This window comes from Streptomyces sp. C36 (genome assembly GCF_040932295.1).
Classification (GTDB): Bacteria; Actinomycetota; Actinomycetes; order Streptomycetales; family Streptomycetaceae; genus Streptomyces; species Streptomyces triculaminicus.
On sequence record NZ_JBFQGI010000002.1, the window covers coordinates 751,332 to 773,878 of the forward strand.

A 22,547-nucleotide genomic window follows, 5' to 3' on the forward strand; every position below is an offset into this window, starting at 1 on the left:
TCCACCGTGGCCAAGACGCCGTTCACGCACCTGCACGTCCACACCCAGTACTCGCTGCTGGACGGTGCCGCGCGGCTGAAGGACATGTTCAATGCCTGCAATGAGATGGGCATGACACACATCGCCATGTCCGACCACGGCAACCTCCACGGCGCGTACGACTTCTTCCACTCCGCCCAGAAGGCCGGGATCACTCCGATCATCGGCATCGAGGCGTACGTCGCCCCCGAGTCCCGGCGCAACAAGCGCAGGATCCAGTGGGGCCAGCCGCACCAGAAGCGCGACGACGTCTCCGGCTCCGGTGGTTACACCCACAAGACGATCTGGGCGGCCAACGCCACCGGTCTGCACAACCTCTTCCGGCTGTCCTCCGACGCCTACGCCGAGGGCTGGCTGACCAAGTGGCCCCGGATGGACAAGGAGACCATCAGCCAGTGGTCCGAGGGGCTCATCGCCTCCACCGGCTGCCCCTCCGGCGAGCTGCAGACCCGGCTGCGCCTCGGCCAGTTCGACGAGGCCCTGAAGTCCGCCTCCGAGTACCAGGACATCTTCGGCAAGGACCGGTACTTCCTCGAGCTGATGGACCACGGCATCGAGATCGAGCGCCGGGTCCGCGACGGACTCCTGGAGATCGGCAAGAAGCTCGGCATCCCGCCGCTGGTCACCAACGACTCGCACTACACCTACGCGCACGAGGCCACCGCCCACGACGCGCTGCTGTGCATCCAGACCGGCAAGAACCTCTCCGACCCCGACCGCTTCCGCTTCGACGGCTCCGGCTACTACCTCAAGTCCACGGACGAGATGTACGCCATCGACTCCTCGGACGCCTGGCAGCAGGGATGCGCCAACACCCAGCTGGTCGCCGACCAGGTCGACACCGAGGGCATGTTCCAGTTCCGGAACCTGATGCCCAAGTTCGACATCCCCGACGGCTACACCGAGGTCACCTGGTTCCGCGAGGAGACCATGCGGGGCATGCACCGCCGCTTCCCCGGCGGCATCCCCGAGGACCGCATGAAGCAGGTCGAGTACGAGATGGACACCATCATCTCGATGGGCTTCCCGGGCTACTTCCTCGTGGTCGCCGACTTCATCATGTGGGCCAAGAACCAGGGCATCGCCGTCGGCCCCGGCCGTGGCTCCGCGGCCGGCTCGATCGTCGCGTACGCCATGGGCATCACCGACCTCGACCCGATCCCGCACGGCCTGATCTTCGAGCGGTTCCTGAACCCCGAGCGCATCTCCATGCCCGATGTCGACATCGACTTCGACGAGCGCCGGCGCGCCGAGGTGATCCGGTACGTCACCGAGAAGTACGGCGCCGACAAGGTCGCCATGATCGGCACCTACGGCACCATCAAGGCCAAGAACGCCATCAAGGACTCCGCTCGCGTCCTGGGCTACCCCTACGCGATGGGCGACCGCCTCACCAAGGCGATGCCCGCCGACGTCCTCGGCAAGGGCATCCCGCTCTCCGGCATCACCGACCCCAAGCACCCGCGCTACAGCGAGGCCGGCGAGATCCGGGGGATGTACGAGAACGAGCCGGACGTGAAGAAGGTCATCGACACCGCGATGGGTGTCGAGGGCCTGGTCCGGCAGATGGGTGTGCACGCGGCCGGCGTGATCATGTCCAGCGAGACGATCACCGACCACGTCCCCGTCTGGGTGCGCCACTCCGACGGTGTGACCATCACACAGTGGGACTATCCGAGCTGTGAGTCGCTCGGCCTGCTGAAGATGGACTTCCTCGGCCTGCGCAACCTCACGATCATGGACGACGCCGTCAAGATGGTGAAGGCCAACAAGGGGATCGACATCGACCTCCTGGCCCTCCCGCTCGACGACCCCACGACCTTCGAGCTGCTCCAGCGCGGCGACACCCTCGGCGTCTTCCAGTTCGACGGCGGGCCCATGCGGTCCCTGCTGCGCCTGATGAAGCCCGACAACTTCGAAGACATCTCCGCCGTGTCCGCCCTGTACCGGCCGGGCCCGATGGGCATGAACTCGCACACGAACTACGCCCTGCGCAAGAACAAGCAGCAGGAGATCACCCCGATCCACCCGGAGCTGGAGAAGCCCCTCGAGGAGGTCCTGGCCGTCACCTACGGCCTGATCGTCTACCAGGAGCAGGTCCAGAAGGCCGCCCAGATCATCGCCGGGTACTCGCTCGGCGAGGCCGACATCCTCCGCCGCGTCATGGGCAAGAAGAAGCCCGAGGAGCTGGCGAAGAACTTCACGATCTTCCAGAGCGGCGCCCGGAAGAACAACTACAGCGACGAGGCCATCCAGGCCCTGTGGGACGTCCTGGTCCCCTTCGCCGGCTACGCCTTCAACAAGGCCCACTCCGCCGCGTACGGCCTGGTCTCGTACTGGACCGCCTACCTCAAGGCCAACCACCCCGCCGAGTACATGGCCGCCCTGCTGACGTCCGTCAAGGACGACAAGGACAAGTCGGCGACCTACCTCAACGAGTGCCGTCGCATGGGCATCAAGGTGCTCCCGCCGAACGTCAACGAGTCCGAGGCCAACTTCGCCGCCCAGGGCGACGACGTGATCCTCTTCGGCCTGACCGCCGTGCGCAACGTCGGCGCCAACGTCGTGGACTCGATCATCCGCTGCCGCAAGTCCAAGGGGAAGTACACCTCCTTCCCCGACTTCCTCGACAAGGTCGAGGCCGTCGTCTGCAACAAGCGCACCGTCGAATCGCTGATCAAGGCCGGCGCCTTCGACACCATGGGGCACACCCGCAAGGGCCTCACCGCGCACTACGAACCGATGATCGACAACGTGGTGCAGGTCAAGCGCAAGGAGGCCGAGGGACAGTTCGACCTCTTCGGCGGCATGGGCGACGAGAGCGCCGACGAGGGCCCCGGCTTCGGGCTGGACGTGGAGTTCTCCGACCTCGAGTGGGAGAAGTCCTACCTGCTCGCCCAGGAGCGCGAGATGCTCGGCCTCTACGTCTCCGACCACCCGCTCTTCGGCATCGAGCACGTCCTCAACGACAAGGCCGACGCCTCGATCTCCCAGCTCACCGGCGGTGAGCACGCCGACGGCGCGATCGTGACCATCGGCGGCATCATCTCCGGCCTGCAGCGCAAGATGACCAAGCAGGGCAACGCCTGGGCCATCGCCACCGTCGAGGACCTGGCCGGCTCCATCGACTGCATGTTCTTCCCCGCCACCTACCAGCTGGTCTCCACCCAGCTCGTCGAGGACGCCGTCGTCTTCGTCAAGGGGCGCCTGGACAAGCGCGAGGACATCCCGCGCCTGGTCGCCATGGAGCTGATGGTCCCCGACCTGTCCAACGCCGGCACCAACGCACCGGTGATCATCTCCATTCCCACGGTGAAGGTCACCCCGCCGCTGGTCGAGCGGCTCGGCCAGGTCCTCAGCCACCACCGGGGCTCGACCGAGGTGCGGATCAAGCTCCAGGGGGCCCGCAAGACCACCGTGCTCCGCCTGGACCGGCACCGCGTGACGCCCGACCCGGCGCTCTTCGGTGACCTGAAGCAGCTGCTCGGGCCGTCCTGCCTGGCGGGCTGAGCCCGCCCGGGAGACCGCTGATCATGCGCGAGGGGCGCACCCGCTGTGAGCGGGTGCGCCCCTCAAGCGCATCCAAGCGCCGGTCAGTTGTGGCCGAAGCGCTTCTGGCGGCCCTTGTGCGCGACGTCCGCGGGGGTGACCCGAGTGGCTCGCTCCTGTCCCTGGGACTCCATGGACGAGCTCTTGGCCTGCTGAGTGCCGCGCTCGGCCGCGCTCGACTTCTGCTGGCTCCGGTCCTGCTTCTTGTTCTTCGCCATGCTGCTGCGCCTCCGCATCGGGGTGACTCCCCCCGGCGACCACCCTCGCACGCACCGGCCAAACGTGCATTTCGGGTAATTACCGTAGGTGACAGGGGTACTTATCGGCCGCAGCCCGTATCCGCCACGCCGAAGATCCAGTTCGGACTGATAACCCCCGCCCGGTCGGGCAGACTCCTTGGAAAGCCAACGGAACCGGGGCACGCCTGTGCCGGGGGGCGACCGCACTTCTGGAATCAGGGGAAACCCGGGAAAAGAGGGTGGAACGTGGACCGCTGCGTCGTCCTGGTGGACGCCGGGTATTTGCTGGGCGCCGCCGCGAGCCTGCTGGCCGGGGAACCCGCCCGGTCCCGTATCACCGTCGACCACGCAACCCTCATCCAGGGACTGCGCGAACGCGCCGAAGCCGACACCCAGCGCCCGTTGCTGCGCATCTACTGGTTCGACGGCGCCCCCGACCGCGTCCCCCAGCCCGAGCACCGGCGGCTGCGGGTGATGTCCCGCGTCACCGTCCGGCTGGGCGCCCTCACCCGCAGCGACGGCCGCTGGGCGCAGAAGGGCGTCGACGCCGCCATGCACGCCGAGCTCACCGAGCTCGCCCGCAACCGCGCCTGCTCCGACATCGTCCTGGTCACCGGCGACGGCGACCTGCTGCCGGGGCTGATGTCCGCCAAGGAACACGGCGTCGCCGTCCACCTGTGGGCCGTGCAGGCCGCCGACGGCGACTACAACCAGTCCGAGGACCTCGTCGCCGAGGCCGACGAGCGGCGCGTCCTGGACCGCACATGGATCACCCGCGCGGTACGGGCCAAGGAGCTCACCGGCGTGTGCGCCCCGCCCCCCGCGCCCCGGCCCGAGATCGCCGCCATCCTCGCCGCCCCGCTGCCGGAGACGGCCGCGGCCGCCGCCGCGGCCGCCGGTCACACGGCGGAGGCCCGGACCGAGGCCGGGCACAACGGCACCGCACGGCCCGCCCCGGCCCCCGTGCCGTGCGTGAACGGCGACGGCGCCGACACCGCGCCCGCCGTCCGCGGCGTGCCCACCCCCAAGGACCTCGCCGGACTGGGCCGGGGACCGGGCCCCGACCGGCCCACCCCGGCCACCGCCGCCGCGCAGAACGGCGGCACGCCCCCCGGCACGCCGAACGCGACCCTGCGCTGGTCCTCGGACAAGGGCTGGGTCGAACGCGGCGCCGGCAACGGCCTCGGGGAGCCTCCCGAAACCGCCTCCCTGCCGATGCTGGCCCAGCTCACCAGCGCCGAGCAGCGCTGGGCCGACCGCGAGGAGGACATCACCACCGTCGGCGGCGACCCCTTCGAGGTCGGCCAGGTCTTCGCCCGCCGCTGGGCCGAGCGCCTCACCGACGCCGTCCACCTCCAGCACCTCTCCACCGAGTACCCCCGCATCCCCCACCGCATCGACGGCGAGCTCCTGCGCTACGCGGCCCGCTTCGGCCTCCTCGCCCACAAGGACGACCAGATCGACGAGCACGACCGGTACGCGATCCGGGCGGGCTTCTGGCGCGAGATCGACACCCGTACGGCGGCCGAGCACGCGCCGGCCGCGGACTGACCCGCCGCGCGCACGGTGTCCCCGTCGTTCTCGCCCGGTTGTTCCTGCCGCGCCGAATCCCGCCCCCGAGGCGAGCAGCGGGGGGCGGGGCGCGTACCCTCATAGCTCGTGAGAACGGGCACGAAAACGGCGGAGCGGGGCGGCTCCTCGCGGCATACCGCGGGCGAGACGGTGTGTACCGTGCGCGGGCTCGTCAAGACCTATCCCCCCGCGCGCTCCCGGCGCGGGGAACCCGCCGCGGCCCCTGTGCGGGCCAGCGACGGCATCGACCTCGACGTCCGGCGCGGCGAGATCTTCGGCCTGCTCGGCCCCAACGGCGCCGGCAAGACCACGCTCGTACGCCAGCTCACCGGCCTGCTGCGCCCCGACGAGGGCCGCGTCGAGCTTCTCGGCCACGACTTGGTCCGCCATCCCGAGCGCGCCTCCCGCCTCGTCGGCTACCTGGGCCAGGAGTCCACCGCGCTCGACGAGCTGACCGTCGCCCTCGCCGCCGAGACCACCGGCCGGCTGCGCGGCCTGGACCTGCGCACGGCCCGCGCCGAGCGCGACGCCGTCCTCGACGAGCTGGGCCTGACCCCGCTCGCCGGACGGCCGCTGAAGAAGCTCTCCGGCGGCCAGCGCCGCCTCGCCTGCTTCGCCGCCGCCCTGGTCGGCGACCGCCCGCTGCTGGTGCTGGACGAGCCGACCACCGGCATGGACCCGGTGGCCCGCCGCGCCGTGTGGGCCGCCGTCGACCGGCGGCGCGCCGAGCGCGGGGCCACGGTGCTGCTGGTCACCCACAACGTCATCGAGGCCGAGACCGTGCTGGACCGCGTCGCGGTGCTCGAGCGCGGCCGGATCATCGCCTGCGACACCCCGGCCGGCCTCAAGGAGCTCGTCGGCGACGACGTACGGGTCGACCTCGTCTGGCGGGACGCCCCGCCGCTCGACGTTCCCGAGGTCGCCGCCCTGCGCGAGTCCGCCCAGGAGACCGGCCGCCGCTGGTCGCTGCGGCTCGGCCCCGCCGAGGCGCGCGCCGCCGTCGCCGCCGTGACCGGCGGCCCCGCCTTCGCCGCGCTCGACGACTTCACGCTCGCCACGCCCAGCCTGGAGGACGTCTACCTCGCCCTGGGCGGCCGCGAGAAGGGGCTGATGAAGGGGTGAGGGCCGTCCCGACCGGACCGAACAGGAGCTGTGCCGCGTGACTGCTGTATCCGCCGAAGCGGTGTCGGGGAAGGCGCCCGCCGCGTCCGCCCCCCGGCCGTGGTCCGAGGACGGCGGCGCCGCCCCGCTCGCGCCCAGGGCACGGCTGCTGCCCGCGCTGGCGGCGGTCTACCGCGCGCAGCTCTCGCGCGCCCGCGTGGCGCGGATCCCGCTGCTGTTCGTGGCCACGTTCCAGTCCGTCGGCATCATGATCCTGATGCGCGGCGTCGTCGACGGCGGGGCCGAGGCGCGTGCCGTGGTGGCCGGGTCCAGCGTCCTGGTGGTGGCGTTCGTCGCGCTGAACCTCCTGGCCCAGTACTTCGGCCAGCTGCGGGCCAGCGGCGGCCTGGACCACTACGCCACGCTGCCGGTGCCGCCGGCGGCCGTCGTGCTGGGGGCGGCCGGGGCGTACGCGTCGTTCACCGCGCCCGGCACGGCCGTCACGGCGGTGGTGGGCAGCGTGCTGTTCGGGCTGCCGATGACGCACCTGTGGGTGCTGGTCGCGGTGATCCCGCTGGCCGGCGCGGCCCTCGCCGGGCTCGGCGCCGCCCTCGGCCTGCTCGCCCCGCGCCAGGAGCTGGCGACGCTGTGCGGCCAGCTGGGCATGTCGGCGGCGCTGCTGCTGGGCGTGCTGCCGGCCCAGCACATGCCGGCGCCGGTCGCCTACGCGCGCGACCTGCTGCCCTCCACCTACGGCGTGGAGGCGCTGGCGCGGAGCTTCGACGCGCACCCCGACTGGCTGCGGACGGCGGCCGACCTCGGGGTGTGCGCGGCCGTCGGCGTGGTGTCGCTGGCGGCGGCGACGTGGGCCTACCGCCGGGCGGCCGTGCGGTGACGCGCCGCAGCGACCGTCCTGGCTCCGGGGCGTCCGCGTCCACCTGGCACGATGGCGGGGTGACCGCACCGCTGACGCCGCACGGCAACTCCCCCTCCGAGCCCGGACCCGGCTCCGGCCCGGATCTTCCGCAGCAGACCGGGGACGAGGCCGCGGACAGCGCGCCCGGCCTGTCCGAGGAGACCCGTACGGAGCTGCGGCAGGGCGCGGTGATCCTGGCGTTCGTGACGCTCTGCGGCGTACTGCTGGGGCTGCTGTGGCTGTGGCTGGCGCCGAGGGTGCCCCTGATCTCCGACGGCAAGGCCGTCTACCTCAGCAACACCGAGGGCGAGCAGGCCGTCGGCGCGGACGGCTGGTTCGGCCTGCTGGGCCTGGTGTTCGGCGCGGTCGGCGCGGCCGTGGTCTTCCTCTGCTACCGCAAGGGCGGCATCGCGATCGTGGCGGGCCTCGCGGCGGGTTCGCTGCTGGCCTCGCTGATCGGCTGGCGGCTGGGCGTCTGGCTCGGCCCGACGGCCGACGTGGCCGGGCACGCCCGCGCCGTGGGCCAGGGCGTGGTCTTCGACGCGCCGATCAAGCTCGCCGCCAAGGGCATGCTGCTGGCCTGGCCGCTGGCGGCCATGGCCGTCCACCTGGGCCTGACGGCCCTCTTCGGCCCCCGCGACCCCGAGCCCGAGGCCGGGCCGGAACTCCACTGGTCCCGGCCCGGAACCCCGCCCGCGCAGGACGCGGAGGAGCAGAACTGACCCGGCGCTAGGGGGTGTCCGATGGGTCAGCACGGGCCCTGCGGCGCCCGGCACGGCACCTCGCTGCGTTGTCGCATCAGCCAAGGACGCCCAGTCCGAGGCAGATACTCCGCCTTGCGATGCTCCCCCAGCTACCGCTGGGAGGTGCCCCCAGCACCGGACACCGCAGGGCCCGCACCGACCCATCGGACACCCCCTAGGGCGTGCCCTAGGCCGGCCGGCGGCCGTGGTTGGCGCGGCCCTTCTTCAGGCGCCAGCGGCGTTTGCGGGTGCGCTTCGACATGGGCGTCCCTCCCTGTGCGCGGCCGCCCACGCGGCGGCCCGCCCCTCGGTCGTAGCGGAGGGCGCCCTCGCCGTCCAGACCCCGCACGGGCCACGGCTCAGCCGCGGGCGATCGGGGCGATCACCGCGCCCGTCAGAAGCGCCAGGTCGGCGGGGGAGAGCTCGACCTCCAGGCCCCGTCGGCCCGCCGAGACACAGATCGTGGCGTGGGAGCGCGCGGAGGCGTCCAGCGCGGTCCGCAGGCGCCTGCGCTGACCCAGCGGGGAGATCCCGCCCCGGACGTACCCCGTCACGCGCTCGGCGGCCGCCGGGTCGGCCATCGCCGCCCGCTTGCCGCCGACCGCCGCCGCCAGCGCCTTGAGGTCCAGCGAGCCGGACACCGGCACGACGGCCACGGTCAGCGCGCCGTCCACGTCGGCCACGAGCGTCTTGAAGACCCGGCCCGGTTCCACGCCCAGGGCCCGCGCCGCCTCCTCGCCGAAGGAGGCGACGGCCGGGTCGTGCTCGTAGGAGTGCACGGAGAAGGCCGTGCCCGCCCGCTCGAGGGCGACGATCGCGGGCGTCGCGCCCGCACCCGCCTTCGTCCCGTTCCCGCTGGACTTCCTTGCCACGACGATCGTCCTCCGTCCAGTTGGGGCTGATGCCTAGTTGGGGCTGGTCGGGCGCCGGGTCAGATCGACGGCCGGCAGCGACGGCAGCTTGCTTATCACCGCGGTCTCGGCCCGCAGCAGCCGCAGCTCCTCCGTCAGCCGGGACGCCGTGTCGGGCGCCTGCAGCAGGCGCTGCTTGGCCGGGGTGTCCAGCACCGCGGCCGCGGCCACGAGGTAGGACAGCACCCGCGGCTCGCCGGGCAGCTCCGCCTGCCGGGCCAGCGACGTCTCGCTCGCCCCGGCCAGCCGCTTCTGGTACGCCCGGAACGCCCGGACGACGCCGGCGGCGAGGGCGCCGGCCTCGTCGCCCTGCCGCTCCTCGATCTCCTCCACCTCACCCGTCAGATACGGGCCCGAGGCGTCCACCGACAGCAGCCGGAAGCGCGTGGTGCCGGTGGCCAGGACCTCGTACGTGCCGTTCTCGCGCCGCCGGATCGTGGCCGCGTCGGCGACGCAGCCCACGGTGTGGAACGACCGCAGCGGGTCGGGGCCGAAACCGGAGGCCGGGCCGGGCTCCGGGCGGGCGTCGTCGGGCAGGCCCGGGGCGCTGGGCGCCACCTCGTGCCCGTCGCGGATGGCGACCACGCCGAAGCGGCGCGGCGCGTCCTCGGGGAGCTGCGCCAGTTCGCGCATCATCGTGCGGTACCGCTGCTCGAAGACGTTCAGCGGCAGCACGAGGCCGGGGAACAGCACCGAGTTCAGCGGGAAGATCGGAAGGCGCGCGGTGGTCACGGCGGGTAAGCCTAATGGCCGTGCGGACGGACGGGCCGGGGATTTCACTGCCGGCGCAGCAGGCGGGAGGCTCCCGCCGCCACCGTCGTGGCGAGGATCCAGCCGAGGAGGGTGAGGACGGCCACCGCCCACTGCTGGCCGCCGGTGGGGCGCCAGGCGGCGCCCTGGCCCAGGTCGATGACGGGCAGCAGCAGGTCCAGGGTGTACAGCTCGGGGTTCCAGGCGGGGCCCTCGCCCTCCTTGAGGGGCGGCACCGGGCGGTAGGAGAAGTAGAAGCCTCCCAGCGCCCACAGCACCGCCATCCACACCGCCGCCCGCCCCGGACGGTAGCCGTAGGCCACCGTCCAGTCCTGCAGATAGCCCCACGCCTTCCCGGCCGGCGGCAGCGTCTCGCGCCGGCGGCGCTGCTTGGCGAGCAGCACCGCCCGGGCGTCGGCGTCCTCGCCGCTGGAGCGCAGGGCGCCCGCCAGCCGCTCGTAGGGCTCCGGGGCGTACTCGGGCGTGGCCGCGGCCACCCAGTCCAGGCGGCGGGCCAGCGGGAAGGAGCCCAGCGGTATCAGGTTCTCGTAGGTGAAGCCGGCCATCACCAGGCCTCCCGGGCCCGGCCAGCTGTCGTAGCGGTCGACCAGGTTGACCACCCGCGCCCCCGACAGCACCACCCGCCCGCGCTCCTGCCGCTCGCCGAGGAAGCGCAGCTCGGGCGTCTGGACGCGGCGCAGCGACAGCTCCTGGTCCGCCTCCATCACGAACCGGGCCTGACTGAGGTCCACCGCGTCCCCGAACCGCCCGTCGTCCAGCCGGGCCCCGCCCAGGCACTCGAAGCGCCGCAGCCGGGGGCCGCGGTCGGGGGCGGGGGTGGTGGAGATGCCGTACGGGGGAGTGGCGCCGCCCGCGAAGCGGGAGCCGCCCAGGCCCGCGGAGGTGAGGTAGAGGGTGCGTTCGACGGTCAGCTGGGGGGCGTTGAGGGCGCGGCGCCCGTAGGGGTTGTTGAGGGTGGAGCCGCGCAGGCTCAGCGAGGCCCCGATGGTGGCGCCGCGCATGCTCAGCTCGCCGTGCGAGCGCATCATCTCGGCCTGCAGGTCCTGCCCGACCGTCATCCCGTCCGCGGCTATGGACACCCCTCGCCGGTCGCGCCGCACCACCAGCTGGTTGAGCAGCAGGTCCGTGCCGATGTGGGCGTCGGTCAGCCGTATGCCGTGCTGGACGACGCAGCGCGGCAGGTGGAGGTCGCCGTCGGTGCGGATGCGCGCGGCCTCGACCCGGGGGATGGCGCAGCCGACCAGGCGCAGGGTGGTGAAGGTGCTCTCGGGCAGGAGCAGCTGCTGCTCGAAGCGGCAGTTGTGCAGCTCGACGTAGGGCACGACGGTGCCGCCGGACAGGTCGAGGGTGCCGGTGATCTGCACGCCGTTGAGCTTGAGCGCGGCCACCCGGCCGGGGCGGGCGGAGGGGCCGTTCAGGAGCAGCAGGGCGACCACGCGGGCGCGCACGCTGCGGTCGGCGCCCCAGGTGTAGGGGGCGGAGGGATCGTTCTGCTCGGGGCTGGAGGTGCGTAAGTCGTGCGTGGTGCCGTTGCGGAACGCCTCCCACATGTCCCGCTCGACGGCGGTCAGCTCGAGGTCCGCGGGCGGCCCGCCGTCGTGTGGATCGGTCACGCTGGTCCCTCCCTTCCCCTGTGACGCCCCGTCAGGGGCCCCATTCCCCTCGGGTGACTGTTCGAACACCCCTGGTGAGGGCCGATTGTCCGGCCTCGGTCAGAAAAAGATCAACACTTTGGCCCCGTATCACTGAGTGGTACGGGGAGCCGTGTGCCGGGACGGGTCTGAGACAATTGGCCATGTGATCTCCCGAATCGATCTGCGCGGCGACGCCTTCCCTGCGAACGGCATCGACCGCGATCTGCTGCCCCGTGCCGAGCTCGACGTCGAGGCCGCCCTGGAGAAGGTGCGGCCCATCTGCGACGACGTGCATCATCGCGGCACCGCGGCCCTGATCGACTACGCGGAACGCTTCGACGGTGTGCGCATCGAGCGGGTGCGGGTGCCCGCCGAGGCGCTCACTCGCGCCCTCGAGGAGCTCGACCCCGCCGTGCGCGCGGCCCTGGAGGAGTCCATCCGGCGCGCCCGCCTCGTCCACCGCGAGCAGCGCCGCACCGACACGACCGTCCAGGTCGTCCCCGGCGGCACGGTCACCGAGCGCTGGGTGCCCGTCGAGCGCGTCGGGCTGTACGTGCCGGGCGGCCGGTCCGTCTACCCCTCGTCCGTGATCATGAACGTCGTCCCGGCCCAGGAGGCCGGCGTGGGCTCCATGGCCGTCGCCTCCCCGCCCCAGGCGGACTTCGACGGCCTGCCGCACCCCACGATCCTGGCCGCCTGCGCGCTGCTGGGCGTCGACGAGGTGTACGCGGCCGGCGGCGCCCAGGCCGTCGCCATGTTCGCCTACGGCACCGACGAGTGCCGCGCCGCCAACATGGTCACCGGCCCCGGCAACATCTGGGTCGCCGCGGCCAAGCGCCTGCTCAAGGGCCGCATCGGGATCGACGCCGAGGCCGGCCCGACCGAGATCGCCGTCCTCGCCGACCACACCGCCGACCCGGTGCACGTCGCCGCCGACCTGATCAGCCAGGCCGAGCACGACCCGCTGGCCGCCTCGGTGCTCGTCACCGACTCCGAGGAGCTCGCCGACGCCGTCGAGAAGGAACTCGAGGCGCAGGTGGCGGCCACCAAGCACGTCGAGGACCGGATCGTGCCCGCCCTCGGCGGCCGCCAGTCCGGCATCGTGCTGGTCGACGGCATCGAGCAGGGCCTCGCGGTCGTCGACGCCTACGCCGCCGAGCACCTGGAGATCCAGACCGAGAACGCCGCCCAGGTCGCCGCCCGGGTGCGCAACGCCGGCGCGATCTTCGTCGGCCCGTACGCCCCCGTCTCGCTCGGCGACTACGCCGCCGGCTCCAACCACGTGCTGCCCACCGGCGGCTGCGCCTGCCACTCCTCCGGGCTGTCGGTGCAGTCCTTCCTGCGCGGCATCCACGTCGTGGACTACACCCGCGAGGCGCTGGCCGAGGTCGCCGGGCACGTGGTGACGCTGGCCGAGGCCGAAGACCTGCCCGCCCACGGCGCGGCGGTCAAGGCGAGGTTCGACTGGAAGGTTCCGGACGGCAAGTGACGGACAACACCCCCTCGTCCCCCTGGGACGACCTCCCCATCCGGGACGAACTGCGCGGCCAGTCCCCGTACGGCGCCCCCCAGCTCGACGTGCCCGTACGCCTGAACACCAACGAGAACCCCTACCCCCTGCCCGACGCCCTCGTCGCCCGCATCGCCGAGCGCGTCGCCGAGGCCGCCCGGCACCTCAACCGCTACCCCGACCGGGACGCGGTCGAGCTGCGCACCGCACTCGCCGCCTACCTCACCCGCACCACGGGCCACGAGGTCACCGCGGCCGGGGTCTGGGCCGCCAACGGCTCCAACGAGGTCCTCCAGCAGCTGCTGCAGACCTTCGGCGGGCCCGGCCGCACCGCGATCGGCTTCGAGCCCTCGTACTCGATGCACGCGCTGATCTCGCGCGGCACCGGCACCGGCTGGATCTCCGGCCCGCGCCGCGAGGACTTCACCATCGACGTCGACGCGGCCGTGGCCGCCATCGCCGAGCACCGCCCCGACGTCGTCTTCGTCTGCTCGCCCAACAACCCCACGGGCACGGCGGTCGACGAGGAGACGGTCCTGCGGCTGTACGAGGCCGCGCAGGCGGCGAAGCCCTCGATGCTCGTCGTCGACGAGGCCTACGGCGAGTTCAGCCACCGCCCCTCGCTGCTGCCGCTCATCGAGGGCCGGCCCCACCTCGTCGTCTCCCGCACCATGTCCAAGGCGTTCGGCGCCGCCGGGCTGCGCCTGGGCTACCTGGCCGCCGCCCCGGCCGTGGTCGACGCCGTCCAGCTCGTCCGGCTGCCGTACCACCTGTCGGCCGTCACCCAGGCCACCGCGCTCGCGGCCCTGGAGCACACCGACACGCTGCTCGGCTACGTCGAGCAGCTCAAGGCCGAGCGCGACCGCATCGTCACCGAGCTGCGCGCCATGGGCTGCGAGGTGACCGACTCGGACGCCAACTTCGTGCAGTTCGGCCGCTTCGAGGACAGCCACGCCGCCTGGCAGGCCATCCTCGACCAGGGCGTCCTGGTACGGGACAACGGCGTGCCGGGGTGGCTGCGGGTCACCGCGGGCACCCCGCAGGAGAACGACGCGTTCCTGGACGCGGTACGTGCCATTCGCAAGGAGAACCACTCATGAGCCGCGTCGGGCGCGTCGAGCGCACCACGAAGGAGACATCCGTCCTGGTCGAGATAGACCTCGACGGCACCGGGCAGGTCGACGTGTCGACGGGGGTCGGTTTCTACGACCACATGCTCGACCAGCTCGGCCGCCACGGCCTCTTCGACCTCACCGTCAAGACCGACGGCGACCTGCACATCGACACCCACCACACCATCGAGGACACCGCGCTCGCGCTCGGCGCCGCCTTCCGGCAGGCCCTCGGCGACAAGGTGGGCATCTACCGCTTCGGCAACTGCACCGTGCCCCTGGACGAGTCCCTCGCCCAGGTCACCGTGGACCTCTCCGGCCGGCCGTACCTGGTGCACACCGAGCCCGAGAACATGGCACCGATGATCGGCGCGTACGACACGACGATGACCCGGCACATCCTGGAGTCCTTCGTCGCGCAGGCGCAGATCGCGCTGCACGTCCACGTCCCGTACGGGCGCAACGCCCACCACATCGTCGAGTGCCAGTTCAAGGCCCTCGCCCGGGCCCTGCGCTACGCCAGCGAGCGCGACCCGCGCGCCGAGGGAATCATCCCGTCCACGAAGGGTGCGCTGTGAGCGACGCACGCGCGGCCGCCGGCCCGCAGACAACCGTGATACCCGCGCCTGTGCGCCGCGCGGGCGGAGAAGCGAACGGAAAGATGCTGTGACAGGCCTGTCGACTGTTCTGATCGTTGTCGGGCTGTTCCTGATCGGCGGCGTCGTCTCCTTCCTCAAGCAGGGCATGCCCAAGAGCGTGATCACACTGCTGGGGATCGGTGCGGCGATGTGCCTGACCGCCGGTGTGATGCGTATCGAAGGGCTGTGGTCATGAGTTCCCCCGCCAAGAAGGTCGTCGTCTTCGACTACGGCTTCGGCAACGTCCGTTCCGCCGAGCGGGCCCTGGCCCACGTCGGCGCGGACGTCGAGATCACTCGCGACTACGACAAGGCCATGAACGCCGACGGGCTGCTCGTCCCCGGCGTCGGCGCCTTCGACGCCTGCATGCGGGGGCTGCGCGCCGCGCGCGGCGACTGGGTCATCGGGCGCCGGCTCTCCGGCGGCCGTCCCGTCATGGGCATCTGCGTCGGCATGCAGATCCTCTTCGAACGCGGCATCGAGCACGGCGTGGAGACCGAGGGCCTCGACGAGTGGCCCGGCGTGGTCGAGCCGCTCAAGGCCGACGTCGTGCCGCACATGGGCTGGAACACCGTCGCCCCGGCCGAGGACTCCCAGCTCTTCGCGGGCCTGGACGCGGACACCCGCTACTACTTCGTGCACTCCTACGCGGTGCGCGAGTGGACGCTGGAGGTCGGCAACGCCAACATCCGCGCCCCCAAGGTCACCTGGGCCCGGCACGGCGAGCCGTTCGTGGCCGCCGTGGAGAACGGGCCGCTGTGGGCCACCCAGTTCCACCCCGAGAAGTCCGGCGACGCCGGAGCCCGGCTGCTGACCAACTGGATCGAGACGCTGTGATGCCGAAGCTTGAACTCCTGCCCGCCGTCGACGTCCGGGACGGTCAGGCCGTCCGTCTCGTCCACGGCGAGTCCGGCTCCGAGACCTCCTACGGCGACCCGATGACCGCCGCCCAGGCCTGGCAGCGCTCCGGCGCCGAGTGGCTGCACCTGGTCGACCTGGACGCCGCCTTCGGCACCGGCGACAACCGCGCCCAGGTCGCCGAGGTCGTCCGTTCGATGGACATCAAGGTCGAGCTGTCCGGCGGCATCCGCGACGACGCCTCGCTGGCCGCCGCCCTCGCCACCGGCTGCACCCGCGTCAACCTCGGCACCGCCGCCCTGGAGACCCCCGAATGGGTCGCCAAGGTCATCGCCGAGCACGGCGACCGCATCGCCGTCGGCCTGGACGTGCGGGGCACCACCCTGAGCGGCCGCGGCTGGACCCGCGACGGCGGCGACCTCTACGAGACCCTCGCCCGCCTCGACTCCGAGGGCTGCGCCCGCTACGTCGTCACCGACATCGCCAAGGACGGCACCCTCCAGGGCCCCAACCTGGAGCTGCTGAAGAACGTCTGCGCGGCCACCGACAAGCCGGTCGTCGCCTCCGGCGGCGTCTCCTCCCTTGACGATCTGCGTGCGCTCGCCACCCTGGTACCTCAGGGGGTCGAAGGCGCCATCATCGGCAAGGCCCTCTACGCCAAGGCGTTCACCTTGGAAGAGGCTCTGGAGGCAGTGTCCGTATGAGTCAGACCCCGGCCCCGCAGCGCGTGCAGACTGACAGCCCCTGGGAAGAGTCGATCGGATTCGCACGTGCCGTGGCGGCCGGGGACCGGGTCCTCGTGGCCGGGACGATGCCCCTGGTCAGGGGAGTCCTCCACGGCGAGGGAGACCCGTACGAGCAGACGCTGGTGGCGTTCGGCAACGCGCTCGAGGCGCTGAAGAGCTTCGGCCTCGGCGCCGAGTCCGTCGTCCGCACCCGCATGTATCTCACCCACGCGCGCGACGTCGACGCCGTCGGCCGGGCCCACAAGGAGCTCTTCGAGGGCGTCCGGCCGGCCGCCACCCTGGTGGTGGTCTCCGGCTTCGTCGACTCGCGCGTCCTGGTCGAAGTAGAAGTAGAAGCTTTCAGAGGAGAACCGGCGTGACCCTCGCCGTGCGAGTCATCCCCTGCCTGGACGTGGACAACGGCCGGGTCGTCAAGGGCGTCAACTTCCAGAACCTGCGCGACGCGGGCGACCCCGTCGAAATGGCCCGCGTCTACGGACGGGAGGGCGCCGACGAGCTCACGTTCCTCGACATCACCGCCTCCTCCGGCAACCGCGAGACGACGTACGACGTGGTGCGCCGCACGGCCGAGGAGGTCTTCATCCCCCTCACCGTCGGCGGCGGCGTGCGCACCGCCGAGGACGTCGACAAGCTGCTGCGGGCCGGCGCCGACAAGGTCGGCGTCAACACCGCCGCGATCGAGCGGCCCGAGCTGATCCGCGAGATCGCCGAGCGCTTCGGCCGGCAGGTCCTGGTCCTGTCGGTCGACGCGCGGCGCACCCCCTCCGGCTCCTTCGAGGTCACCACCCACGGCGGCCGCCGGGGCACCGGCCTCGACGCCGTCGAGTGGGCGCACCGGGCCGCCGAGCTCGGCGCCGGGGAGATCCTGCTGAACTCCATGGACGCGGACGGCACCAAGGACGGCTACGACACCGAGATGATCCGGGCCGTGCGCAAGCACGTCGTGGTCCCGGTCATCGCCAGCGGCGGCGCCGGCCGCCTGGAGCACTTCGCCCCGGCGGTCGAGGCCGGCGCGGACGCGGTGCTGGCCGCCTCGGTCTTCCACTTCGGCGACCTGCGGATCGCGGACGTCAAGGGCGCGCTGGGGGACGCGGGGCACCCGGTCCGCTGAGTCGGTCCGCTGAGTCCGGCCGAGGGCCGGAGGCGCCGCGTCACGCGGCCCCTCCGGCCCCTCCGGCTGCGGCTCCTCAGTCCCGGATCAGCAGGAACACGGCTCCCAACACCACCGCCAGCGCGATCGCGGCCACCCCGTACGCCAGCCGGTTCGTCCGCAGCACCGGCAGGAAGCGGTCCACCGCGTAGTCCCCGGGCCCGGTCAGGGCCAGCGCCGTGGCCCCGACGGCGATCAGAAGGGTGAATTCCACGCCCTGGGGCAGGAAGAAGGCCCCCCACGTCACGCCCAGCGCGTTGATCATGGTGCCCAGGACCGCCGCCGCGGCGAGCGGTGTGAGGAGCCCCAGGAACAGCCCCGCCCCGCCCAGCGTCTCGCTGAGCCCGGCCACCACGGCCATGGCTTTACCCGCCGGGTAGCCCGACAGGGTGAAGAATTTCGCCGTCCCGTCGAGCCCGGGCCCGCCGAACCAGCCGAAGAGCTTCTGCGTGCCGTGGCCCATCATGATGAGCCCGAGCATCAGGCGCAGCAGCAGGAGCCCCAGGGAGACGCCGGTCCGTGCCGAGGACGCGTACGAGGAGCCGTACGAGGGCCCGTGCGGCCCTCCGTACGAGGACCCGTACGAGGAGTCGCCGTAGCCGGATCTGTTAGGGAAAGCCATGGTCGGAGCCTTCTTCCATGCGTCGGGTGTGAGTGTCCGATGCGGCCCCCGAGCCCATTAGATACCCAGTTTCGCCTCCCGTAGCTTCGCGAGCGCGTCCTCGTCGCCCTCCGTCTTGACCCGGGCCACGCCCTGGCGGCCGAAGCCGAAGAGGACCAGCTCGCCGGGCTCCCCGGTGACGGTGACGACCGGCGCGCCCCGGTGGGCGACGGCCGTGCGCCCGTCGGGGCGTCTGAGCACCAGCCCCACGGGCGAGCGGCGGCCGAGGAGCCGGGCCGTGCGCTCCAGCCGGCTCCACAGCGCGTCCGCGAAGACGGAGTCCGGCTCGCGCGGCGTCCACTCCGGCTGGGCGCGGCGCAGGTCCTCGGTGTGGACGTAGAACTCGACGGTGTTCGCCGCCTCGTCCACCGGCTTGAGGGCGTACGGCGACAGGCGCGGCGGCCCGGTGCGGATGAGCTGGACGAGCTCCGAGAAGGGCTTGGCGGCGAACTCCGCCTGCACCCGCTCCAGGCGGGCGGCCAGCGGCTTGAACACGATGCCGGCGGCCGCGTCGGAGCGCCGCTCGCGCACCACCACGTGCGCGGCGAGATCACGGGCGCGCCAGCCGCCGCAGAGCGTCGGGGCCTCGGGGCCCACCATCTCCAACAGGTCGGCGAGGAGCAGACGTTCGCGTTGGGCATGAGTTGACATGGCGTCACCCTACGACCGGCCCTCCCGCCCGGCCATGCCGCCGCGCCCCGCCCGGCACGGCCGACGGCGAACGCCTCGCCGCGGCGCGGGCACAATGGAGCACATGACCGGCAACGCCCGCCCCTCCTCCGCCCTCGACCCCGCCGTCGCCGCCCGCCTCAAGCGCGACGCCGACGGCCTGGTCCCCGCCATCGCCCAGCAGTACGACACCGGCGAGGTGCTCATGCTGGGCTGGATGGACGACGAGGCGCTCCACCGCACCCTGACCACCGGACGCTGCACCTACTGGAGCCGCAGCCGCCAGGAGTACTGGGTCAAGGGCGACACCTCCGGCCACGTCCAGCACGTGAAGTCGGTGGCCCTGGACTGCGACGCGGACACCATCCTGGTGAAGGTCGACCAGACCGGCCCGGCCTGCCACACCGGCACGCGCACCTGTTTCGACGCCGACTCGCTCCCGCTCGCCCAGTAGGCTCCGCTGCCATGGCTGCCACCACCGCAACTGTCTCCCCCGGGGACGTCACCCCCGACGCGGACACCTTCCGCACGCTGGCCCAGGACCGCCGGGTCATCCCCGTCACCCGGCGCTTCCTCGCCGACGGCGACACGCCCGTGGGCCTCTACCGCAAGCTGGCGGCCGAGCGCCCCGGCACCTTCCTGCTGGAGTCCGCGGAGAACGGCCGCACCTGGTCGCGCTACTCCTTCGTCGGCGTGCGCAGCGCCGCCACCCTCACCGTGCGCGACGGGCGCACCCACTGGCTCGGCACCCCGCCCGTCGGCGTCCCCACCGACGGCGACCCCCTCGCCGCCCTGCGGGCCACCGTGGAGGCCCTGCACACCCCGCGCGACCTCATAGAGGGTGCCGGAATGCCGCCCTTCACCGGCGGCATGGTGGGCTATCTGGGCTACGACATCGTCCGCCGCCTGGAGCGGATCGGCAAGCACCCCGGCGGCCCCGGCCCGCACGCCCTGGACCTGCCCGAGCTCACCATGCTGCTCACCTCGGACCTCGCCGTCCTCGACCACTGGAACGGCACGGTCCTGCTGATCGCCAACGCGATCAACCACAACGACCTGGCGACCGGGGTCGACGAGGCCTACGCCGACGCCGTCGCCCGGCTCGACGCGATGGCCGCCGACCTGCGCCGCCCGGTCCCCTCCGACCCCACCGTCCTGCCGCCCTCCGAGCTGCCGGAGTACACCGCCCGCTGGGGCGGCGCCGACTACATGGCGGCCGTCGAGGAGGTCAAGGAGCGCATCCGCGCCGGCGAGGCCTTCCAGGTGGTGCCCTCGCAGCGGTTCGAGACGCCCTGCACGGCCTCCGCGCTGGACGTCTACCGCGTGCTGCGGGCGACGAACCCGAGCCCGTACATGTACCTCTTCCGCTTCGACGGCTTCGACGTCGTCGGCTCCAGCCCCGAGGCGCTGGTCAAGGTCGAGGACGGGCACGCGATGGTGCACCCCATCGCCGGCACCCGCCCGCGCGGCGCCACACCGCAGGCCGACGCGGCCCTCGCCGAGGAACTGCTGGCCGACCCCAAGGAACGCGCCGAGCACCTGATGCTCGTCGACCTCGGCCGCAACGACCTCGGCCGGGTCTGCGAGCCCGGCAGCGTCGAGGTCGTCGACTTCATGTCGATCGAGCGCTACAGCCATGTGATGCACATCGTCTCGACGGTGACCGGCCGGCTCGCCGAGGGCCGCACCGCCTTCGACGTGCTCACCGCCTGCTTCCCCGCCGGCACCCTGTCCGGCGCGCCCAAGCCGCGCGCCATGCAGATCATCGAGGAGCTCGAGCCCACGCCGCGCGGCCTGTACGGCGGCTGCGTCGGCTACCTCGACTTCGCCGGGGACTCCGACACCGCCATCGCCATCCGCACCGCGCTGCTGCGCGACGGCACCGCCTACGTCCAGGCCGGCGCGGGCGTCGTCGCCGACTCCGACCCGGCGGCCGAGGACGCCGAGTGCCGCAACAAGGCCGCGGCCGTCCTACGGGCCGTCCACACGGCGAACCGGCTGTAGCGGGCCGCACCCCGCTCCCGCACCACCCGCAAGGACCAGCGATAGTAGAAACCGTGACCGTAGCCGCATCCCACCCCACCACCGCCCCTGACGCGCCGCGCGGCGGACGGCGCAGCGTGGGCGCCGCCCTCCTCCTCGGCGCCGCCGGCGCCGCGCTCGTCCTGCTGTCGGGCGGCCGCACCTGGTCCGAGGGCAGCGCCCCCGCCGCCCAGGGCACCCTGGCCGAGCAGGCCAGCGGCCAGGACGTCACCGCCCTGCCGGGCGCGCTGGCCGTGGTGGGCCTGGCCGCGCTCGTCGCCGTCTTCGCGGTGCGCGGCGCGGGACGTCTGGTGGTGGCGGTGCTGCTCGCCCTCAGCGGCGCCGGCACCGTGGCGGCCGCGCTCGTGGGCGCGGACGACACCGGCGCGCTGGAGGAGAAGGCCGCCAAGGTCGCCGGCAACACCCAGGCCACCATCGGCGACGTCACCCACACCGCCTGGCCGTGGGTGGCCGTCGCCGGCGGCGCGCTGCTGTTCCTCGCCGGACTGCTCGCCGTGCGCTACGGACGCCGCTGGCCCACCATGTCCGGCCGCTACGAGCGCGACGGCACCCCCCGCCCGCGCCGTCCGCGTGCCGCCGTCGACCCCGACCGCCCCGAGGAGCTGTGGAAGGCCCTCGACCGCGGCGAGGACCCCACCGGCGAAGCCGGCCGCTGAAGGCGGCGGCGTGACACGCCAACCCCGGCGCACGGCGGCCCGGGGCGTCGGGGACAATGTCCCCGAGCGATCTCTGCGCCCGCGGGCGCGATACAGCAACGAGGAGTCAACTCATGTCGGCTAGCGACCACGGCCACACCCCTGCGGCCTGGACCGGTGTCACCATCGCCTTCATCGGCTTCTGCATCTCCGGTGCGTTCGTCGTGGCGGCCAAGCCCGTCGGCTTCTGGGCCGGCATGGTCGTGGTGGCCCTCGGCGGCGTCGTCGGCGGCATCATGCGCTCCATGGGCATGGGCATGGTTCCCAAGGGCGGCGTGAAGGCCCAGGGACAGAAGGCCTGACCTCCCGCCTGCCTCGCCATGGCGCGGCCCGGGCCCGTACGGACGCCAGAAGACGGGCCCTGAGCTGCGCCTTCGCGTTTTCCGGCGGACACTCGGCAGGGTGAGCGCCTCCGCACGCGGGCCCCTGGCCCACCGCCTGGCCGCGCCCCTGGGCGTGGCCGCAGGCATCGGCGCGGCCGTCGCCGGGGTCGCCGCCGTGGACCCCAACCGGCCCGGCCACTACCCCGCCTGCCCCCTGCTGCGCTGGACGGGGCTGTACTGCCCGGCCTGCGGCGGCCTGCGTGGCCTGCACGCGCTGGCTCACGGGGACCTGGCGGGCGCGCTCGGTGCCAACGCCCTGGCCGTCGTCGGCTACGCGGCCTTCGCCGTGCTGTGGGCGCTGTGGCTCGCCAGGGCCATCGGCCCGGGCGGGGGCATGCCGCTCGCCCCGAGGGCCCGGCACTGGTGGGCGCTGGGCGGCGTCGTGCTCGTCTTCACGCTCCTGCGGAACCTGCCGTTCGGGTCGGCGCTCGCGCCCTGAGCGGCGCCGGAGGCTCCCGCCGGGCGTCCATTCGGGGGTCCGCCCGGCGAGACCGGCGTCAACCGGATGCGAAACCTTCGCCCTCCGGCAAGTACCATCGCAGATGCCTGGTGAGGTGATATCGCACCGCACCAGCCCAGACCATCCGAGTCCGGAAGGGGGCCGCTC

Annotated in this window: 24 protein-coding genes; 18 read left to right on the forward strand and 6 right to left on the reverse strand. The window is 72.8% G+C overall.

Going from position 1 to position 22,547, the window contains the following annotated elements:
- The first annotated feature begins 6 nt into the window (after positions 1 to 6).
- Positions 7 to 3,549, forward strand: a complete 3,543-nt coding sequence (gene dnaE / locus AB4K12_RS09015) for a DNA polymerase III subunit alpha (protein ID WP_368433668.1) — start codon at positions 7 to 9, stop codon at positions 3,547 to 3,549.
- Positions 3,550 to 3,632: 83 nt separating this feature from the next.
- Here dnaE and AB4K12_RS09020 read toward each other — a convergent pair whose 3' ends face one another.
- Positions 3,633 to 3,806: a hypothetical protein gene (locus AB4K12_RS09020; protein WP_179198794.1), complete on the reverse strand. Its 174-nt coding sequence runs from the start codon at positions 3,804 to 3,806 to the stop codon at positions 3,633 to 3,635.
- Between the two features lie 267 nt (positions 3,807 to 4,073).
- Between AB4K12_RS09020 and AB4K12_RS09025 the strand changes: the two genes are divergently transcribed.
- From AB4K12_RS09025 to AB4K12_RS09040, 4 genes are all read left to right on the forward strand, one after another.
- Positions 4,074 to 5,378 (forward strand): NYN domain-containing protein, encoded by a 1,305-nt coding sequence (locus AB4K12_RS09025; RefSeq protein WP_368433669.1) that lies wholly within the window; start codon positions 4,074 to 4,076, stop codon positions 5,376 to 5,378.
- 171 nt (positions 5,379 to 5,549) lie between these two features.
- Positions 5,550 to 6,521 carry an ABC transporter ATP-binding protein gene (locus tag AB4K12_RS09030; RefSeq protein WP_086567442.1) on the forward strand — a complete coding sequence of 324 codons (972 nt, stop codon included), beginning with the start codon at positions 5,550 to 5,552 and terminating at the stop codon, positions 6,519 to 6,521.
- Between the two features lie 37 nt (positions 6,522 to 6,558).
- The gene (locus AB4K12_RS09035; RefSeq protein WP_368433670.1) at positions 6,559 to 7,395 is read left to right on the forward strand and encodes an ABC transporter permease; all 837 of its coding nucleotides are present in this window, start codon (positions 6,559 to 6,561) and stop codon (positions 7,393 to 7,395) included.
- 170 nt (positions 7,396 to 7,565) lie between these two features.
- Positions 7,566 to 8,138, forward strand: a complete 573-nt coding sequence (locus AB4K12_RS09040) for a DUF2567 domain-containing protein (RefSeq protein ID WP_368433855.1) — start codon at positions 7,566 to 7,568, stop codon at positions 8,136 to 8,138.
- A gap of 380 nt (positions 8,139 to 8,518) precedes the next feature.
- Here the strand turns inward: AB4K12_RS09040 and ybaK are convergent, their stop codons facing one another.
- From ybaK to AB4K12_RS09055, 3 genes are read right to left on the reverse strand one after another with little or no spacing between them, the layout of a single operon-like run.
- Positions 8,519 to 9,031: a Cys-tRNA(Pro) deacylase gene (gene ybaK, locus AB4K12_RS09045; protein ID WP_368433671.1), complete on the reverse strand. Its 513-nt coding sequence runs from the start codon at positions 9,029 to 9,031 to the stop codon at positions 8,519 to 8,521.
- 33 nt (positions 9,032 to 9,064) lie between these two features.
- Positions 9,065 to 9,802, reverse strand: a complete 738-nt coding sequence (locus AB4K12_RS09050) for an LON peptidase substrate-binding domain-containing protein (RefSeq protein WP_207248534.1) — start codon at positions 9,800 to 9,802, stop codon at positions 9,065 to 9,067.
- A gap of 44 nt (positions 9,803 to 9,846) precedes the next feature.
- A complete protein-coding gene (locus tag AB4K12_RS09055; protein ID WP_368433672.1) occupies positions 9,847 to 11,454 on the reverse strand; it encodes an oxidoreductase in 1,608 nt (535 codons plus the stop codon).
- 184 nt (positions 11,455 to 11,638) lie between these two features.
- On the opposite strand from AB4K12_RS09055, the gene hisD reads away from it, so the two are divergent.
- From hisD to hisF, 8 genes are all read left to right on the forward strand, one after another.
- Entirely contained in the window at positions 11,639 to 12,964 is a 1,326-nt protein-coding gene (gene hisD / locus AB4K12_RS09060) for a histidinol dehydrogenase (protein ID WP_368433673.1), read from the forward strand.
- Positions 12,961 to 14,085 carry a histidinol-phosphate transaminase gene (locus tag AB4K12_RS09065; protein WP_368433674.1) on the forward strand — a complete coding sequence of 375 codons (1,125 nt, stop codon included), beginning with the start codon at positions 12,961 to 12,963 and terminating at the stop codon, positions 14,083 to 14,085. The genes hisD and AB4K12_RS09065 overlap by 4 nt, the downstream gene beginning before the upstream one ends.
- Positions 14,082 to 14,675, forward strand: coding sequence for an imidazoleglycerol-phosphate dehydratase HisB (gene hisB / locus AB4K12_RS09070; protein ID WP_362257490.1), 594 nt, complete (start codon positions 14,082 to 14,084; stop codon positions 14,673 to 14,675). The genes AB4K12_RS09065 and hisB overlap by 4 nt, the downstream gene beginning before the upstream one ends.
- Before the next feature lie 88 nt (positions 14,676 to 14,763).
- On the forward strand, positions 14,764 to 14,931 hold the full coding sequence (locus AB4K12_RS09075; protein ID WP_368433675.1) for a hypothetical protein: 168 nt from the start codon (positions 14,764 to 14,766) through the stop codon (positions 14,929 to 14,931).
- Positions 14,928 to 15,572: an imidazole glycerol phosphate synthase subunit HisH gene (hisH, locus tag AB4K12_RS09080; RefSeq protein ID WP_362257487.1), complete on the forward strand. Its 645-nt coding sequence runs from the start codon at positions 14,928 to 14,930 to the stop codon at positions 15,570 to 15,572. Before AB4K12_RS09075 ends, hisH begins: the two co-directional genes overlap by 4 nt.
- On the forward strand, positions 15,572 to 16,297 hold the full coding sequence (gene priA, locus AB4K12_RS09085) for a bifunctional 1-(5-phosphoribosyl)-5-((5-phosphoribosylamino)methylideneamino)imidazole-4-carboxamide isomerase/phosphoribosylanthranilate isomerase PriA (RefSeq protein ID WP_362257484.1): 726 nt from the start codon (positions 15,572 to 15,574) through the stop codon (positions 16,295 to 16,297). Before hisH ends, priA begins: the two co-directional genes overlap by 1 nt.
- A complete protein-coding gene (locus AB4K12_RS09090) occupies positions 16,294 to 16,698 on the forward strand; it encodes a RidA family protein (RefSeq protein ID WP_368433676.1) in 405 nt (134 codons plus the stop codon). The genes priA and AB4K12_RS09090 overlap by 4 nt, the downstream gene beginning before the upstream one ends.
- A complete protein-coding gene (hisF, locus tag AB4K12_RS09095) occupies positions 16,695 to 17,450 on the forward strand; it encodes an imidazole glycerol phosphate synthase subunit HisF (RefSeq protein ID WP_368433677.1) in 756 nt (251 codons plus the stop codon). Before AB4K12_RS09090 ends, hisF begins: the two co-directional genes overlap by 4 nt.
- Before the next feature lie 76 nt (positions 17,451 to 17,526).
- Here the strand turns inward: hisF and AB4K12_RS09100 are convergent, their stop codons facing one another.
- Both AB4K12_RS09100 and AB4K12_RS09105 read right to left on the reverse strand, forming a co-directional pair.
- Positions 17,527 to 18,111, reverse strand: a complete 585-nt coding sequence (locus AB4K12_RS09100; protein WP_368433678.1) for a DoxX family protein — start codon at positions 18,109 to 18,111, stop codon at positions 17,527 to 17,529.
- Positions 18,112 to 18,168: 57 nt separating this feature from the next.
- On the reverse strand, positions 18,169 to 18,801 hold the full coding sequence (locus AB4K12_RS09105) for a TIGR03085 family metal-binding protein (RefSeq protein ID WP_368433679.1): 633 nt from the start codon (positions 18,799 to 18,801) through the stop codon (positions 18,169 to 18,171).
- A gap of 103 nt (positions 18,802 to 18,904) precedes the next feature.
- On the opposite strand from AB4K12_RS09105, the gene hisI reads away from it, so the two are divergent.
- The 5 genes from hisI (at position 18,905) to AB4K12_RS09130 (ending at position 22,379) form a co-directional block, all read left to right on the forward strand.
- The gene (hisI, locus tag AB4K12_RS09110; protein WP_368433680.1) at positions 18,905 to 19,273 is read left to right on the forward strand and encodes a phosphoribosyl-AMP cyclohydrolase; all 369 of its coding nucleotides are present in this window, start codon (positions 18,905 to 18,907) and stop codon (positions 19,271 to 19,273) included.
- Between the two features lie 11 nt (positions 19,274 to 19,284).
- Entirely contained in the window at positions 19,285 to 20,823 is a 1,539-nt protein-coding gene (locus AB4K12_RS09115) for an anthranilate synthase component I (protein ID WP_368433681.1), read from the forward strand.
- Positions 20,824 to 20,876: 53 nt separating this feature from the next.
- The gene (locus AB4K12_RS09120) at positions 20,877 to 21,518 is read left to right on the forward strand and encodes a TIGR02234 family membrane protein (RefSeq protein WP_368433682.1); all 642 of its coding nucleotides are present in this window, start codon (positions 20,877 to 20,879) and stop codon (positions 21,516 to 21,518) included.
- 113 nt (positions 21,519 to 21,631) lie between these two features.
- Positions 21,632 to 21,859: an HGxxPAAW family protein gene (locus tag AB4K12_RS09125; RefSeq protein WP_362257468.1), complete on the forward strand. Its 228-nt coding sequence runs from the start codon at positions 21,632 to 21,634 to the stop codon at positions 21,857 to 21,859.
- A 100-nt stretch (positions 21,860 to 21,959) separates the two neighbouring features.
- Entirely contained in the window at positions 21,960 to 22,379 is a 420-nt protein-coding gene (locus tag AB4K12_RS09130) for a DUF2752 domain-containing protein (RefSeq protein WP_368433683.1), read from the forward strand.
- The last annotated feature ends 168 nt before the right edge of the window (positions 22,380 to 22,547 follow it).

Bases quoted from the DNA above. Each gene is read 5' to 3' on its own strand.
- AB4K12_RS09020 (WP_179198794.1), bottom strand. From the start codon at position 3,806: ATGGCGAAGAACAAGAAGCAGGACCGGAGCCAGCAGAAGTCGAGCGCG.
- hisB (WP_362257490.1), top strand. From the start codon at position 14,082: ATGAGCCGCGTCGGGCGCGTCGAGCGCACCACGAAGGAGACATCCGTC.
- hisH (WP_362257487.1), top strand. From the start codon at position 14,928: ATGAGTTCCCCCGCCAAGAAGGTCGTCGTCTTCGACTACGGCTTCGGC.
- priA (WP_362257484.1), top strand. From the start codon at position 15,572: ATGCCGAAGCTTGAACTCCTGCCCGCCGTCGACGTCCGGGACGGTCAG.
- AB4K12_RS09090 (WP_368433676.1), top strand. From the start codon at position 16,294: ATGAGTCAGACCCCGGCCCCGCAGCGCGTGCAGACTGACAGCCCCTGG.
- AB4K12_RS09100 (WP_368433678.1), bottom strand. From the start codon at position 18,111: ATGGCTTTCCCTAACAGATCCGGCTACGGCGACTCCTCGTACGGGTCC.
- AB4K12_RS09105 (WP_368433679.1), bottom strand. From the start codon at position 18,801: ATGTCAACTCATGCCCAACGCGAACGTCTGCTCCTCGCCGACCTGTTG.
- hisI (WP_368433680.1), top strand. From the start codon at position 18,905: ATGACCGGCAACGCCCGCCCCTCCTCCGCCCTCGACCCCGCCGTCGCC.
- AB4K12_RS09115 (WP_368433681.1), top strand. From the start codon at position 19,285: ATGGCTGCCACCACCGCAACTGTCTCCCCCGGGGACGTCACCCCCGAC.
- AB4K12_RS09125 (WP_362257468.1), top strand. From the start codon at position 21,632: ATGTCGGCTAGCGACCACGGCCACACCCCTGCGGCCTGGACCGGTGTC.